The 14,489-nt window shown below is 66.1% G+C and carries 13 protein-coding genes; 7 read left to right on the forward strand and 6 right to left on the reverse strand.

Annotated elements, in window-relative coordinates; translation table 11 throughout:
* Nucleotides 1–20: 20 nt before the first annotated feature.
* From A9513_RS11755 to A9513_RS11765, 3 genes are all read right to left on the reverse strand, one after another.
* Entirely contained in the window at nt 21–911 is an 891-nt protein-coding gene (locus A9513_RS11755) for a TauD/TfdA family dioxygenase (RefSeq protein ID WP_024767019.1), read from the reverse strand.
* A 148-nt stretch (nt 912–1,059) separates the two neighbouring features.
* Nucleotides 1,060–1,965, reverse strand: a complete 906-nt coding sequence (locus tag A9513_RS11760) for a TauD/TfdA family dioxygenase (protein ID WP_024767020.1) — start codon at nt 1,963–1,965, stop codon at nt 1,060–1,062.
* Between the two features lie 57 nt (nt 1,966–2,022).
* Nucleotides 2,023–4,392 (reverse strand): TonB-dependent receptor, encoded by a 2,370-nt coding sequence (locus A9513_RS11765; protein ID WP_065084826.1) that lies wholly within the window; start codon nt 4,390–4,392, stop codon nt 2,023–2,025.
* Nucleotides 4,393–4,700: 308 nt separating this feature from the next.
* On the opposite strand from A9513_RS11765, the gene A9513_RS11770 reads away from it, so the two are divergent.
* From A9513_RS11770 to A9513_RS11780, 3 genes are all read left to right on the forward strand, one after another.
* Entirely contained in the window at nt 4,701–5,621 is a 921-nt protein-coding gene (locus A9513_RS11770) for a LysR family transcriptional regulator (RefSeq protein ID WP_037010248.1), read from the forward strand.
* 214 nt (nt 5,622–5,835) lie between these two features.
* Nucleotides 5,836–6,369 carry a DUF4124 domain-containing protein gene (locus A9513_RS11775; RefSeq protein WP_024767023.1) on the forward strand — a complete coding sequence of 178 codons (534 nt, stop codon included), beginning with the start codon at nt 5,836–5,838 and terminating at the stop codon, nt 6,367–6,369.
* Between the two features lie 69 nt (nt 6,370–6,438).
* Complete coding sequence (locus A9513_RS11780; RefSeq protein WP_024767024.1) at nt 6,439–6,885, forward strand: GNAT family N-acetyltransferase; 447 nt, start codon at nt 6,439–6,441, stop codon at nt 6,883–6,885.
* A gap of 4 nt (nt 6,886–6,889) precedes the next feature.
* Here the strand turns inward: A9513_RS11780 and A9513_RS11785 are convergent, their stop codons facing one another.
* The gene (locus tag A9513_RS11785; RefSeq protein ID WP_024767025.1) at nt 6,890–7,558 is read right to left on the reverse strand and encodes a TIGR04211 family SH3 domain-containing protein; all 669 of its coding nucleotides are present in this window, start codon (nt 7,556–7,558) and stop codon (nt 6,890–6,892) included.
* Between the two features lie 310 nt (nt 7,559–7,868).
* Here A9513_RS11785 and A9513_RS11790 point away from each other — a divergent pair, with 310 nt between their 5' ends.
* Nucleotides 7,869–8,204 (forward strand): DUF2790 domain-containing protein, encoded by a 336-nt coding sequence (locus A9513_RS11790; protein ID WP_024767026.1) that lies wholly within the window; start codon nt 7,869–7,871, stop codon nt 8,202–8,204.
* A 1-nt stretch (nt 8,205) separates the two neighbouring features.
* Here A9513_RS11790 and A9513_RS11795 read toward each other — a convergent pair whose 3' ends face one another.
* Nucleotides 8,206–9,591, reverse strand: a complete 1,386-nt coding sequence (locus A9513_RS11795) for a heavy metal sensor histidine kinase (RefSeq protein WP_065084827.1) — start codon at nt 9,589–9,591, stop codon at nt 8,206–8,208.
* Entirely contained in the window at nt 9,588–10,262 is a 675-nt protein-coding gene (locus tag A9513_RS11800) for a heavy metal response regulator transcription factor (protein WP_024767028.1), read from the reverse strand. The genes A9513_RS11795 and A9513_RS11800 overlap by 4 nt, the downstream gene beginning before the upstream one ends.
* A gap of 449 nt (nt 10,263–10,711) precedes the next feature.
* Between A9513_RS11800 and A9513_RS11805 the strand changes: the two genes are divergently transcribed.
* From A9513_RS11805 to A9513_RS11820, 3 genes are all read left to right on the forward strand, one after another.
* The gene (locus A9513_RS11805; protein ID WP_255302842.1) at nt 10,712–11,911 is read left to right on the forward strand and encodes a TolC family protein; all 1,200 of its coding nucleotides are present in this window, start codon (nt 10,712–10,714) and stop codon (nt 11,909–11,911) included.
* Nucleotides 11,912–12,082: 171 nt separating this feature from the next.
* Nucleotides 12,083–13,333 (forward strand): efflux RND transporter periplasmic adaptor subunit, encoded by a 1,251-nt coding sequence (locus A9513_RS11815; protein ID WP_065084830.1) that lies wholly within the window; start codon nt 12,083–12,085, stop codon nt 13,331–13,333.
* 12 nt (nt 13,334–13,345) lie between these two features.
* A partial coding sequence (locus A9513_RS11820) for an efflux RND transporter permease subunit (RefSeq protein ID WP_176707235.1) occupies nt 13,346–14,489 on the forward strand: 1,144 nt, incomplete at its 3' end.

The raw sequence follows: 14,489 nt of genomic DNA on the forward strand, positions 1-14,489 counted from the left end.
CCCATAGGGCGGACATAACCTCAGAACGGCCGGCTGCCAGACAGGCTGATGCGCTTCAAACGGCGCTTCTCGCTGGCCGGGAAGGCGTTGCGACCATGCAGCACGGCCTGGTTGTCCCACCAGACGATATCTCCCACCGACCATTTGTGGCTGTAGATCAGCTCGGGCTTCTGCAGGTGTTCGCGCAGCCGCTCGACCAGTGCGGCCCCTTGCACGGGATCGGCACCGGGGATTTCAACCTCGGTGTGCACGGAGAGGAACAGCACGCGCTTGCCGTTTTCCGGATGGGTGCGCACCAGTGGATGCTCGGTGCCCTGGATGGGCTCGATGTCCGGGGTACGGTAGCGCACGAAGGTGCCGTTGTAGCCGCCGCTCTTCAGGCGGATGAACGGGTTGTAGTTGATCAGGCGCAATGGGTCGATCTCGGCGCGGGTCGCCTCATCCAGTGTCTCGTAGGCGCGGGCGAGGTTGGTGAACTGGGTTTCTCCGCCGGTCCTGGGTACCTCCAGGGCGTAGAGGAAGGAGCCGGAGGAGGGCACCGGCGTCCATTGGTGGTCGACGTGGGCCGGCAGGGCGAAGTTGCCCAGTTCACCGTCCTCGGTGTTGGCCACCTTGACGATGTCCGGGGCCTTGCCGTCGGCGCCGGAGGACAGCACGGGCACATCTGCCGGCGGCTGGAACACCGCGCCGAACAGCGTGGCGAAACGCAGGTATTGCTGATTGTCCAGGTCCTGGTTCTTGAAGATCAGGATGTGGTGCTCGCGGTGGGCCTGCTTGATCGCCAGGATCTGTTCCGGGGTCAGTGGCTCGCGGGCGTCTAAACCACGCACTTCGGCGCCCAGCGGGGCATCGAGGGGGACGATGGCGAAGGGTTCGGGGGTGGGTTGTTGTACGGCGTTGGATTGGGTCATCTCGAGAATCCTGAGTTTGGGGCTTCCCTCACCCCAACCCTCTCCCGGAGGGAGAGGGGGCAGTCCGATGCAGCGGGTCATCCCGTTGCGCCGATCTACTCCCTCTCCCCCTGGGAGAGGGCGGGGGTGAGGGGCTTTGGGGAAAGGCTCAAACCTTCTTGATTGTCCGGCTGCGTTGCCCATCGATACCCACCGGCACTTCGCCGCTGAGCGTCACGCGGCGCACGATGCGCGGCTGGGTGCCGTAGTCGTCGACGGCGTAGTGCTGGGTCGCGCGGTTGTCCCAGATGGCCACGTCGCCCGGCTGCCAGCGCCAGCGCACGGTGTTTTCCAGGCGGGTGACGTGGCTCTGCAGCACGGCGAACAGGTGCGCCGAGTCGTGCTGCGAGAGGCCCTTCAGGCGCTTGACGAAGTGCCCGAGCAGCAGCGTCTTCTCGCCGCTGATGGGATGCACGCGCACTACCGGGTGCTCGGTCTCGTAGACGGTGGAGGTGAACACCTTGCGGTATTCCTCGAGGCGCGCCGGGTCGACGTTCGGGCGCACGCTGGCATAGTCGTATTCGTTGCTGTGCACGGCCCAGAGCGAGTCGGCCAGCGCCTTCAGCTCCGGCGTCAGGTCGTCGTAGGCGGTGGCGGTATTGGCCCAGACGGTATCGCCGCCAGACTCCGGTGCCACCACGTTGCGCAGGATCGACGCCTTGGGATAAGCGTCGACGAAGGTCACGTCGGTGTGCCAGGAGTTGGCGCGGCGGCCCTGGGCGCCGTCCAGCTCCAGCAGGTAATGGGTGCCTTCCTGTACCGGCACGGTGGGGTGCGCCACCGGCTCGCCGAGCAGCTTGGCGAAGGCTTCCTGGCCCTGGTCGTCGAGCTGGGTCTGGCCACGGAAGAAGATCACCTTGTGCTGCACCAGCGCAGCCTGGATGGCCTCGATGGTGGCGGCGTCGAGATCGCCGGAAAGCGTGACGCCGCGAATTTCCGCGCCGATGCGGCCGGCTACCGGGTGGATGTCCAGGTGTACCAGGTCTTGCTGAATGGCTTGTGCTGCAGTGCTCATCTCATCGTCCTCTTGCTGTGGCAATAGCGCCGCGCCCGGGAGCGCGGCGGATGGGGATCAGAAGTCGTAACGGACCGACGCGCCCAGAGTCCGCGGCTGCCCCACCGAGGCGGTGTAGGAGCCGTTGATGCTGGCAAAGGCGGCCAGGTAGTAGTCCTTGTCGAAGGCGTTCTTCAGCCAGACCGAGGCGTCCAGCTGGCCGTCGCCGAGGTCCTTGCGCAGGCCGACGGAGAAGTTCGCCAGGCCGTAGCCGTCGATCTTCGAGAGGTCGGAGTTGTCCAGCGTGCCCTCGGCCTCGGAGCGGTAGGAGTAGCTGCCGGTCACGTACGGGCGGATGCCGTCGTCGAGGTTCCAGGCGTATTCGCCATTGAGGTTGGCGATCCATTTCGAGGCGCCGACCACGCGTTGCCCCGTGAGGTCGCAAGTGGCGGGCGCGCCGGGCTGGGTGGAGATTTCCGCCGGGCACGGGGCGTCCTTGAACGACAGGTAGGTGACGTCGTTGTAGGAACCGTTGAAGTTCAGCGTCAGGCCGCGAATGGGCAGTGCGGTGGCCTCGAATTCCAGGCCGCGCGAACGCACGCTGCCGGCGTTGGAGAGCACCGAGACCAGCTGGGTCGAACCCGGCGGCTGGTACAGCGTGGTCGCCTGGTAGCCATGGATGCCGGTCCAGAAGAGGTTGGTGTTGAGTTGCAGGCGGTTGTCGAACAGGGTGGTCTTGATCCCCAGTTCGGCGTCGTTGGCGCGCTCCGGGCCGACCAGCAGGGAGTCGGCGCCGGCCGTTGGCGCACTGGCCACGGCCAGGTTCACGCCCCCGGACTTCTCGCCGTGGGACAGCGAGGCATAACCGAGCAGGTCATCGGTGAACTGGTAGCTCAGGCTCAGCAGGGCCGAGGGCGCGAAGCTGTAGAGGCTGAGGTCGCCCGAGTCGTAGGCGCCCAACTGGTTGCGCCGAACCACTGCGCCGACGCCGGTTACCGGCGCGCCACCGACCGGGTCGAAGCGCTCGACCTTGGCGTCCTTCTCCTCGTAGGTGCCGCGCAGGCCGGCGGTGAAGTCCAGCTTGTCGGTGAGGTGCCAGGTGCCCTGGGCGAACAGCGCAAAGCTGTCGGTCTCGATCTTGCCGTTGGCCTTGGAGTAGGTGTTGTTCAGGGCGTTGAGGTTCGCCCCCAGCAGGTACGGGTCGGCCAGCGGGCCGTAGTCGGTGAAGGTCTTGTTGCCCAGGTTCTGGTTGAAGGCATAGGCGCCCAGCACGTAGTCGAAGAAGCCGCCGGTGGGCGAGGCCAGGCGGATTTCCTGGGAGAACTGGCGGTCGTGGACTTCCACGCCGGTGTTGTTGATCGCCGAGGCGTTGAGCTGCTCGTCGTTGGCCGGGGTGAAGTGCCAGTAGCGATAGGCGCTGATGGAGGTCAGCTTGTAGCCGCCGTTGAGGTTCCAGTTGGCCTCCACCGAGCTGCCGCCCTGGTGCACGCTGACGTGCTGGCGGCTGTTGATGTTGACCTTGTGCCGGTCCGGATCGCGGATCGGCGAAGCGCCTACCGCGGCAGCGCGCTGCCAGAAGCGGTCGGCGGCGCCATAGACCACCATGCTGCCGTTGCTCGAATCCTCCTCGTTGTAGTCGTTGATCCAGCGCAGGTCGAAGTCCTCGTTGGGCTTGAACAGCAGTTGCCCGCGGATGCCCTGGCGCTCGCCGCCGTTCAGGTAGTTGTCGTCGTGGACGTTCTTGATATAGCCGTCGTCGCGGGTGCGGTAGGCGGACACGCGCCCGGCCAGGGTGTCGGTCAGCGCGCCGGAGACGGTGCCCTTGCCCTGGAAGTAGCCGTCCTGGCCACCGGAGACCTCGACGCTGCGCTCGGGGCTGAAGGTCGGTGCGCGGGTGCTGATGTTCAGCACGCCGGCCGTGGTGTTCTTGCCGAACAGGGTGCCTTGCGGGCCGCGCAGCAGTTCCAGCTGCTCGATGTCCAGCAGGTCGAACACCGCCATGCCTGGGCGGCCCAGGTAGACGTTGTCCAGGTAGACCCCCGCGCTGCCTTCCAGGCCGTCGCTGGCCGGGTTGTTGCCGATGCCGCGCACGGCGATGCTCGACTGCCGCGCGTGGATGAAGGCGACGTTCACACTGGGCAGGATCTGCTGCAGGTCCTGCACCTTGTAGACGCGCTGGGTTTCCAGGGTTTCGCCGCCGACCACGGTGATCGGCGTGGGCACCTTCTGCGAATCCTCCTCGCGGCGGCGGGCGGTGACTGTCACCTTGCCCAGGGTGGCATCGGCCTTGGCCGGCGCGGTGCTGACGGGCTTGCTGGTTTCGCCGGTGGCGCTGCCGTCCTCGGCTTCCTCGGCGAATGCCGGTAGCGCGCCGCCCAGGGCCAGCAGGACGATGGCGTAGCGCAGCCGGTGGAGTTTGAAGGGGAAGGGCAAATGTCTCGAAATCATGCTGTGTCCTTATCTGCCGGCGCCAATCGCGGGCAAAACGGGGCCGCGCCACGCAGCAGTGGCGAACGACGTTTTCGGTGGGGTTGAAGCGGCTTCTGCTGTCAGCGACAGCGGGACAGGCACATTCGCGAAGAAAGGAGGGGCAAGGCTGACATCGGGCGACTCCTGGTCTGAGCTATATTCTTAGTTCATAAAAGAATAGATGTTTGCTTTATTCTTCGTTGACGGAATAAGAGCTTGCATTTAAAACCAGCGCATAACGAGCGGCAAATGCCTTTGCCCACTATTTTCAATGCCGGAAATGCATCATGGATCTGCGCCAACTCCGCTACTTCATCGCCCTCAACGAACACCGCAGCTTCGTTCGCGCGGCCGACGCCATGGGCATTACCCAGCCGGCGTTCAGCCGCAGTATCCAGGGCCTGGAGCAGGAGCTGGGCTGCCGCCTGGTGGACCGAGGCAGCAAGGACCTGCGGCCGACTCCCGAAGGCCAGGTGGTGCTGCAGCACGCGCTGAGCCTGGTGCAGGGCGCGAACAACCTGAGCCATGCGGTCGCGAGGCTGAACAAGCTGGATTCGGGCGAGTTGCGCTTCGGCAGCGGGCCGGCGCCTGCACAGAAGCTGGTGTCCGACGCGGTGTCGCGCTTCGTCCAGCGCTACCCGCGCATCCACATCCAGTTCGGCGTGGACAACTGGGAGCGCCTGGCGCGCAGCCTGAGCCGCGAGGAGATCGAATTCTTCGTCGCCGACATCCGCCATTTCGAAGCCGACCCGAACTTCCAGACCCGCGCGCTGAAGCCGCGCAGCGGCCTGTTCTTCTGCCGCCAGGGGCATCCGCTGCTGGCCAAGGAAAGTCTCTCCACCAACGACATGTTTGCCTACCCGCTGGCTGCCACGCTGATCCCCCCCAGCGCGCGGAAGATGCTCGCCAACCTCAGCGGGAAGATCGACATCACCACCAATGTGCAGTGCGAGGACATGGCCTCGCTGGTGCGCATCGTCAGCCAGACCGACGCCATCGGCATCGCCGTGGAGGAGGCGCTGAGCGAGCCCATGGCGCGCGGCGAACTGGTGCGCCTGCACTTCCGCAACCTGCCCAACAATGTCGATATTCTCCAGGCCCGTTGCGGCATCGTCACCCGCAGCGGCGACCGCCTCTCGGCAGCGGCGCGGGCAATGATCGAATTGCTGGTGGACCTCGACGCAGGAGTGGAGAGCGCGGTGGCGTGAGGCGGGCTCCGCCTTAAGCCTGGCTCTCCTGGCGCCAGTTCAGTCCGTTTGGCTTTCGAGACCGGTTTGACTCCCAACGTACAGGCCTGGCGAGGATTTACCGAACCTTTACAGAGCGCTGGAAAACTTGCGGCAACAGTGCATGTCAATCTGATGGCAATCCCAAGGGTCCTGTTCTCAGGCATACCAATGGAGTGGTCAGGAGCATTGCGTCATGCGCTTCCCATTCGTCGTGGTCCTGCTGGCCGCGCTGGGTTTCAACACCGCGCAGGCCGAGATTTACAAGTGCACCGTGGAAGGTCGGCCGGTCTTTGCCCAGACCCCTTGTGGCACCGATGATATTCAGGTCATCCCCAATGCCTGGCAGCCGAGCGAGGAAGACGTCGCCCAGCAGAAACAGGCCAACCGCTCTGTCGTAAACTCGACGCTGCAGATGCAGTACGTCAGTCAGGTGACCCGGATGAGAAATCTCATACGGGAGGTCGATCAGACCATCGAGGATTTGCGCGAGAAGTGCGATGAGCGGCTCAGATGGTTGCGCTACGAGCGTAGTCGCGCCAACAACAACCTGGCCGGGGCGATCTGGGAAAACACCATCGTCACGGAAATGATTAATGTGAAGGCGGATTACGACAGGCGTATTGGGGAACTGCTGGATGCCCGAGCGGAAGCGGTGCGCAAGTTGGAAAATTTCGAGACCCAGGCACGTGAGCAACTGGATGCATCGCTGCCTTCGTCGACGAAGTGAGTCCTCGGCATTGGCCTCGGGTAGCCGTTAGCTTCAATCTTGGCAGCTCACCGGACAAGGACGCCCGCAATGACCCTTACGCTCCGCCCCGCCCGCCTGACAGATGTCCCCTACGTCCAGCGCGGCGAAGAGGCCTATATCCGTCAGTGGGAGCCCGCCCATGAGGCACGCTGGAGGGAAGGCTTCGACCGGCATCTGGCGCGCTGGCTCGAGCACTTCGAGCATCTGACCATTGCCGAGCACGCCGGCGAAAGCGTCGGCTATAGCTTTTGGATGCCGGAAGATGGCAGCGCGGAACTTTGCACCCTGGGCGTCAGCACGGCGTGGCGGGGCAGGGGCGTCGGTGCAGCGTTGTTGCAGCACTACATCGAGGATGTCCGGCAGGAAGGCTACACGCGACTCAAGCTCAGTGTGCGCCCCGACAACCCGGCGCGGCGCCTGTATGAGCGCGCCGGGTTCCAGCCACGGGGCAGCGACGCCCTGGGCTATCGGCAGTACGAATTGCTGATCGACTGAGGCGTCAGACCCACTCGGTGCTGCGCTTGCGCCGCACGCGCAGCATGGTCGGCAGGATCAGCCCGGCGAGCAGGCCGGCGCCGGCGATGCTGCCGCCGTAGGCCATGTAGCGCATCAGCACCTGCTTGTTCTCGTCGCCCAGTTGCGCCTGGGCATCGCGCAGTTGCGAGCGGGCTTCGTTCAGTTCGCTATCCAGTGCGGTGCGTGCAGCCTGAAGTTCGTCGATGAGCTTCTTGCGCGCATCCAGGGTTTCCTGCATGCCCTGGACACGGTTTTTCCAGCTGTCGTCGATGGTCTGCAATTGCGTGGTCAGCTCGGTGACCTTCTGCTCCAGCGCCGGCAGACGTTCGGCCTGGCCGGGCTTTTCCTGCAGGTCCTTGCTGGCGATCCACACGCTGTTGCCGCTGTCGCTGCGCACCTGGCTGTAGTCACCGGAGGTGCTGACCAATTGGACTTTCTGCCCGGAGGTGAGGGTGCCAACGATGCGATAACCATCGGTGGGGCCGCTGCGCACATAGGTGCTCAGGCTGTCGTTCACCCAGCGCGCGTTGCTGGCGGGCTCCTCGGCCTGGGCCGGAGCACCGGCTGTCAGCAGGCCGGCAAACAGGCAGGCACCGAGGGCGCGGGTCTGGAGGGGAGAAACTCGTGCGGGGAAGCGACGCGATAGGGACATGGGCAATCTTCACATGACTTGGAACGAAACCCGCCTTGCGGGAGCGAAAACGCCGGCCGGGCAATTTATTCAGAACTGGCCGGGTGGCTAATGGCCAGGAAACCCACCCGGGGGGCCGACAGCACACAGACAGTCGTCGGATGCCGAGAGTTCACCGCTGGGAAAATGCACGGATGAGTGGTGGGAAAATGCCTCCACTGCCGGGGCAGTCCGTGCGCCGGATAACCGAATCGTCATCCTTGCCTCAGCTTCCCGTTAGCGGCGGCTTCGTAAGGTGGAGTCACTTTCAACCACCCATGAGGTGACTGCCATGCAACTCTCCCGCTTCTTCCTGACCGCCGCCCTGCTGGGCACTTCCTCCCTGGCGCTGGCCGACGGTGGCGGTGACATCACCTTCGCCCGCATGGAGCAGGCTCGCCAGCAGGCCATGCAGGCTCGCGAGGGCGCCCCGTCGCCGATGCAGATCGCCGAGGCAAAGCAGTACACCTACGGGATGAACCTGGACATCGCCGAAGTCGTGGCGGTGACGCCGATGAGCACCGACTGCGGCGTGGTCCCGGTGCAACTGCGCTACAAGGATTCCTCCGGCGAGGAGCAGGCCATCGAGTACCGCACCGAGCGCGTCGCCTGCCGCGCTACCCGCTGATTCAGTCCGGCGAAGCGGGGAATTTCAGGAGGAAGCGCGTCGGCCCTTCCTCCGAACTCTGCGCGCTGGCCGCGCCCAGGTGCAGCTCCATGATCGAGCGCACGATGGCCAGCCCCAGGCCCGTGCCGCCCTGCGCTCGCGAGCGGCCCTTGTCCACCCGGTAGAAGCGCTCGAACAGGTGCGGCAGGTGCTCGGCGGCAATGCCCGTTCCGGGGTTCTGCACCGCTAGCGTCACGGTTGCGCCATCGTCCCGCACTTGCACGCTGATGCATTCGCCCTCGGGCGTGTGGCGGATCGCGTTGGAGAGCAGGTTGGAAATGGCGCGCTGGATCATCAGGCGATCGCCCACGACCTGCCCATGCCCCGAGATGGCGATGCGCAACGACCTTTCCTCCGCGCTGAAATCGAACAGCTCGGCGACCTTCGCCGCTTCCTCCTCCAGCTGCACCGCCTCCTGCGGCAGCAGCGCGCGCGGGTGGCTGACCTGGGCGAGGAACAGCATGTCGCTGACGATCCGGCCGACCCGTTCCAGCTCTTCGGTACTGGCGGCCAGCACCGCTTCGTACTCGTCCTTTTCCCGCGGCCGCGACAGCGTCACCTGTGCCTTGCCCAGTAGGTTGCCGATGGGCGAGCGCAGCTCGTGGGCGATGTCGTCGGAGAACTGGGTGAGCTGCTGCACGCCGCCATCCAGCCGATGCAGCATCAGGTTCAGCGCCCGCGCAGCCTTGCCCAGCTCCCGTGGCAGGTCCTGCACGGGAATGCGGTGGCTGAGGTCCTGGGTGGTGATCAGCGAGGCCACCTGGCCGAACTGCCGCAAGGGCTGCAGGCCGCGCTTGGCCACCAGGCGCGCACCCAGGGCAATGAGCAGCAGCAGCGGTGGTACCGCCAGCCAGGCCGAGCGCAGGAAGGCGCCGAGCAGGGCATCGTCGTCACGCCGATCCAGGGTCAGGAACACCCGCAGGGTATTGCCGTCGCGCAAGCGGACCAGGCCCCGCTCGGTCAGCAGGCGGCGACCGTCCGCCGAGGTCCAGCCGAAGGCGCGGCCACTGCCGGCGAACTCATCGAGCGCCGCTGCGTCGCGGGGCGGCCCGCTGCTGAATCGCGGCGGCTGCCCGCGTTGCTCGTCGAGCAGCGCGGCGCTCAGGTTGTCGTGGCCCATCAGCTGGTCTTGCAGGGCATGGCCGCGCAAGGGCAGGGCAGCGAGGCCGGGGTCTGCGTCCAGCGCGTGACGCAACTGCCCGAGCTTGTCTTCCAGCTCACGGTGGGCGCGCTGGTCCAATTGGTGGTCGAGGGCGAGGTAGGCCAGGGTGAGCAGCAGGACCATCAGCACCGAACCCAGTACGCCGACCCACAGGCCGATGCGCAGCGACAGGCTGGCCGGCTTCATGCGCGCGCTTCCAGCACGTAGCCGACCCCGCGCAGGGTGTGGATCAGCTTGTCGGCGAAGGGATCGTCGATCTTCGCCCGCAGGCGGCGGATGGTGACTTCCACCACGTTGGTATCGCAGTCGAAGTTCATGTCCCAGACCAGCGAGATGATCTGCGTGCGCGAGAGCACCTCGCCGCTGCGGCTCATCAGCAGGTGCAGCAGGGCGAACTCCTTGCTGGTCAGGTCTATTCGGCGGCTGTCGCGGTAGGCGCGGTGGCGGCCGGGGTCAAGCTCCAGCCCGCCGATCTCCAGCACCTGGGGCTGGTCGATGCGTTCGCTGCGGCGCATCAGCGAGCGCACGCGGGCGAGCAGTTCGGGGAATTCGAAGGGCTTGAGCAGGTAGTCGTCGGCGCCCAGGTCGAAGCCTTTCACCCGTTCGGTGAGGCGGCCGCGGGCGGTGAGCATCATCACGCGGATATCGCTGTGCTGGCGCAGGCTGGCGAGTACACCCCAGCCATCCATCTGCGGCAGGTTCACATCGAGGATGACCAGGTCGTAGGCGCACTGCCGCGCCAGGTGCAGGCCATCGACGCCGTTATCGGCGCGGTCGACCACATAGCCGCTTTCGCTCAGCCCCTGTTGCAGATAATCGGCCGTCTTGTGGTCGTCCTCGATGAGCAGGATTTTCATCAATAGCTACTCGGTAATTGCGTGAGAAATAATGCCAGGGACACAGGAAAGTTCGCCGAGCCCTGTAAAGCGCGCGCAGTCTAGAAGCTGTAGCGACTTCAGGGTCAATCGCGGCGATGTTGTATTCGGCGTTGTTCAGAAAACCGGGGAAGTTCTGCAGGTGACTGCTCTTGAAGGGTTTTCTGGGGAATGCAGGGCTGCCGGGAATTTCGCGAATTGTTTCCTGAAGTTACCTGGAAGAGGTGCGAGGCCTTTTTAAATACATACAACGAGAACTCCCCGGCTGACCAATTACATGTTTGTAATTATCCAGTCACCTTGTCGCTAGAGAGGCGCCCCTAGATTCGCCGATGGAAATGACGGCATGCCGTCGAAGTTGACTCCATCGTGCGAGGTTCGCCGTGTTTGCAAGACGTACTGGGTTCGTTCCATGGGCGGGGTTGCTCGCCTTGCTGCTCTGGCAGTCGCCTGCCTGGGCGCAAAGCCGAGAGATCGGCATCGAGGAGGCGCTGCAGGCTGCGGCCAATGGCAATCCCGAACTGTCCGCCAGCGCCCGTGAGATCGGCATCGCCCAGGGCTTGCGCGAGCAGGCCGGCCTGCTGCGCAACCCGACGCTGTCCTGGGAGCAGGAAGGCACCGAATCGCGGAATCGCACCACCACGGTGGGCATCAGCCAGCCGCTGGAGCTGGGCGGCAAGCGGGGCGCGCGGGTGGAACTCGCGGAGCGCGGCCAGGCCGTCGCCGCGCTGAGCCTGGAGGCGCGGCGCAACCAGCTGCGCGGCGAGGTGATCGCAGCGTTCTTCACGGCCTTGCGCGCCCAGGAGCGTGAACGGCTGGCACAGCAGTCCGTCGAGCTGGCGCGGCGTGGCGTGGCCGCGGCTGACGGGCGTGTCCGCGCCGGCAAGGCCCCGCCGCTCGAGGCCGATCGCGCGCAGGTACAGCTGGCCGAAGTGCGCCTGGAGCAGGATCGCGCCCGCCGCGACCGCGCCGACGCCAACCAGGCGCTGGCCAGCCTGATGGGGCTTGCCTCGCCGGACTTCACCGGCGTGCGCAGCGAGACAGCCCGTTCACTGCCCGGCCTGCCCTCCAGCGAAGAGCTGTTGCGCCGTCTGGCCGACAGCGCCGAGATGCGCCTGGCGCAGAGTCGCATCGATGTAGGTGAGGCCGCCGTGCGTCTGGCGAAGACCCAGCGGATTCCCGACCTCGATGTCAGCCTGGGCAGCCAGGAGGCCATCGAGGACGGCAACCGCGACCGCATTGCGGTGATTGGCCTGAGCCTGCCCTTGCCGCTGTTCGACCGCAACCAGGGCAACATCCTCGCCGAGTCGCGCCGGGCCGATCAGGCTCGCGACCAGCGCAACGCCGTCGAGCTGCGTCTGCGCCAGGAGACCCAGCAGGCCTGGCAGCAGTGGAGCACCGCCCAGGGCGAGGTCAATGCCTTCCGCCAGACCATCCTGCCCACCGCCCAGACCGCCGTGGAAAGCGCCACTCGCGGTTTCGAGATGGGCAAGTTCGGCTTCCTCGAAGTACTCGACGCCCAACGCACCCTGATCGCCGCGCGCGACCAGTACCTGCGCGCGCTGGTCCAGGTCAGCGATGCCTGGGGCCGCATCGAACGGGTTTACGGCGATGTCGGCGCGGCCCGCTAAGGCTCGCCGCGCCTGGCTCGCCCTGCTGCTGGTGACCCTGACGCCGTCTGCCGCGGCGCCGACCGCGGGCCTGCCGGTGCATTGGTGCGTCCACGACCTCTTCAGCAACCTCCATCACCTTGCGGTGCCAGCGTCACAGCGCGGTGCCGGCGGATACTTCCCGGAGCTTTCATGATCAACAAAACCCCTCTCGCCGCCGCCGTGCTGCTCGCCTCTGCGCTGGGCGTCAGCGCCTATGCCTGGATGGGCAGCGAACAGGCCGGCGGCAACCACCTCGACGATGCGACCCACGCGGACGGCGAGCACCACAACAGCGTGGCGCCGACCCTTCATGCCGAAGCGGCGAGCCATGCCGACGGTGAGCATCACGCCGCCCAGGAAGCCGAAACCGAAGAGCAAGGCCTGCATCTGACCCCGGCACAGATCGAGGCTGCCGGCATCCAACTGGTCACAGCCGGGCCGCAGGCGCTGGACGAGGCATTCAGCCTGCCCGGCGAGATCGGCTTCGACCAGGACCGCACTGCCCACGTCGTACCGCGCACGCCGGGCGTGGTGGAGTCGGTGGCGGTTGAGCTCGGGCAGAACGTGAAGAAGGGCGAGCTGCTGGCCCTGATCGCCAGCCAGCAGGTGTCCGAGTTGCGCAGCGAGCTGGCCGCCGCCCAGCGCCGGGCGAGCCTGGCGAACAAGACCTTCGAACGCGAACGCGAGCTGTGGCAGGAGAAGATCTCCGCCGAGCAGGATTATCTCCAGGCCCGCCAGGACCTGGAGGAAGCCCGCATCGCCCTGGCCAATGCGCAGCAGAAGACCAACGCCCTGAGCGGCGTGTCGGCCAGCGCCGGCGGCAACCGCTACGAGCTGCGGGCGCCGTTCGACGGCGTGGTGGTGGAGAAGCACCTGGTGCCCGGCGAGGTGGTCAGCGAGACCACGGCGGCGTTCACGCTGTCCGACCTGTCGCGGGTCTGGGCCAGTTTCAATGTCGCACCGCAGGACCTCTCGCGGGTTCAGGTGGGCAAGCCGGCACGGGTTGAAGCGGCGGACCTGGGCATGCAGGTCGACGGTCGCGTGAGTTACGTCGGCAACCTGCTCGGCGAGCAGACCCGCAGCGCGGTGGCCCGCGTGACCCTGGCCAATCCCGATGGCGCCTGGCGCCCGGGCCTGTTCGTCAACGTGCGGGTCAGCAGTTCGGCACGCCAGGTGCCGGTCGCGGTGCCGGAGCAGGCCGTCCAGGAGGTGGAAGGCCAGCCGAGCGTATTCGTGCGCAACGCCGAAGGCTTCGACCCGCGCCCGGTCAACCTTGGGCTGCGCAGCGCCGGCCAGGTGGAAGTGCTGGCGGGACTCTCGGCGGGTGATCAGGTGGCGGCCGAAGGCAGCTTCATTCTCAAGTCGGAGCTGGGCAAGAGCTCGGCGTCCCACGCTCACTGACGGGGCGCCAGCATGTTCGAACGCATCATTCGTTTTGCCATCGAGCAGCGCTACCTGGTGCTGCTCGCCGTCCTCGGCATGGCCGGCCTGGGTATCGCCAGCTACCAGAAACTGCCCATCGACGCGGTGCCCGACATCACCAACGTACAGGTGCAGGTCAACACGTCGGCGCCGGGCTTCACGCCGCTGGAGACCGAGCAGCGCATCACCTACCCGGTGGAAACCGCCATGGCCGGCTTGCCGGGCCTGCAGCAGACGCGCTCGATTTCGCGCTCGGGGCTGTCGCAGGTGACGGTGATCTTCAAGGACGGTACCGACCTGTTCTTCGCCCGCCAACTGGTCAACGAACGCCTGCAGCAGGCGCGCGAGCAGCTCCCCGAGGGCGTCGAGTCGGCCATGGGGCCGATCTCCACCGGCCTGGGCGAGATCTTCCTGTGGACCATCGAGGCCGAGCCGGGCGCGCGCAAGGAGGACGGCAGCGAGTACACGCCGACCGATCTGCGGGTGATCCAGGACTGGGTGATCAAGCCGCAACTGCGCAACGTGCCGGGTGTGGCCGAGGTGAACACCATCGGCGGCTTCGCCAAGCAGTTCCAGGTTGCCCCGGATACCCGCCGGCTGGCGGCCTACCGGCTGACCCTGGCGGACGTGATCGCTGCACTGGAGCGCAACAACGCCAACGTCGGCGCCGGCTACATCGAACGCAACGGCGAGCAGTTGCTGGTGCGTGCGCCGGGGCAGGTGGGCAGCCTGGAGGACATCGCCAACATAGTCGTGGCCAATGTCGACGGCACACCGATCCGTCTGCGCAATGTCGCCGAGGTCGGGCTGGGGCGCGAGCTGCGCACCGGCGCCGCCACCGAGGACGGCCGCGAAGTGGTTCTCGGCACGGTGTTCATGCTGATCGGCGAGAACAGCCGCACCGTCGCCAAGGCTGCCGCGGCCAAGCTGGACGAGATCAACCGTACGCTGCCGGCCGGGGTCAAGGCGGTGACTGTCTATGACCGTACGCAACTGGTCGACAAGGCCATCGCCACGGTCAAGCGCAACCTCACCGAGGGGGCGATCCTGGTGGTGGCGGTACTTTTCCTGTTCCTGGGCAATATCCGTGCGGCGCTGATCACCGCCATGGTGATCCCGCTGGCGATGCTGTTCA

The sequence above is a fragment of the Pseudomonas sp. AU12215 genome (genome assembly GCF_001675465.2).
In the GTDB taxonomy this organism is placed as follows: Bacteria; Pseudomonadota; Gammaproteobacteria; order Pseudomonadales; family Pseudomonadaceae; genus Pseudomonas; species Pseudomonas nitroreducens.

What these genes read in the sequence shown, in the direction of transcription:
- A9513_RS11755 (WP_024767019.1), bottom strand. Translation starts at nt 911, where the DNA reads ATGACCCAATCCAACGCCGTACAACAACCCACCCCCGAACCCTTCGCC.
- A9513_RS11760 (WP_024767020.1), bottom strand. Translation starts at nt 1,965, where the DNA reads ATGAGCACTGCAGCACAAGCCATTCAGCAAGACCTGGTACACCTGGAC.
- A9513_RS11765 (WP_065084826.1), bottom strand. Translation starts at nt 4,392, where the DNA reads ATGATTTCGAGACATTTGCCCTTCCCCTTCAAACTCCACCGGCTGCGC.
- A9513_RS11770 (WP_037010248.1), top strand. Translation starts at nt 4,701, where the DNA reads ATGGATCTGCGCCAACTCCGCTACTTCATCGCCCTCAACGAACACCGC.
- A9513_RS11775 (WP_024767023.1), top strand. Translation starts at nt 5,836, where the DNA reads ATGCGCTTCCCATTCGTCGTGGTCCTGCTGGCCGCGCTGGGTTTCAAC.
- A9513_RS11780 (WP_024767024.1), top strand. Translation starts at nt 6,439, where the DNA reads ATGACCCTTACGCTCCGCCCCGCCCGCCTGACAGATGTCCCCTACGTC.
- A9513_RS11785 (WP_024767025.1), bottom strand. Translation starts at nt 7,558, where the DNA reads ATGTCCCTATCGCGTCGCTTCCCCGCACGAGTTTCTCCCCTCCAGACC.
- A9513_RS11790 (WP_024767026.1), top strand. Translation starts at nt 7,869, where the DNA reads ATGCAACTCTCCCGCTTCTTCCTGACCGCCGCCCTGCTGGGCACTTCC.
- A9513_RS11795 (WP_065084827.1), bottom strand. Translation starts at nt 9,591, where the DNA reads ATGAAGCCGGCCAGCCTGTCGCTGCGCATCGGCCTGTGGGTCGGCGTA.
- A9513_RS11800 (WP_024767028.1), bottom strand. Translation starts at nt 10,262, where the DNA reads ATGAAAATCCTGCTCATCGAGGACGACCACAAGACGGCCGATTATCTG.
- A9513_RS11815 (WP_065084830.1), top strand. Translation starts at nt 12,083, where the DNA reads ATGATCAACAAAACCCCTCTCGCCGCCGCCGTGCTGCTCGCCTCTGCG.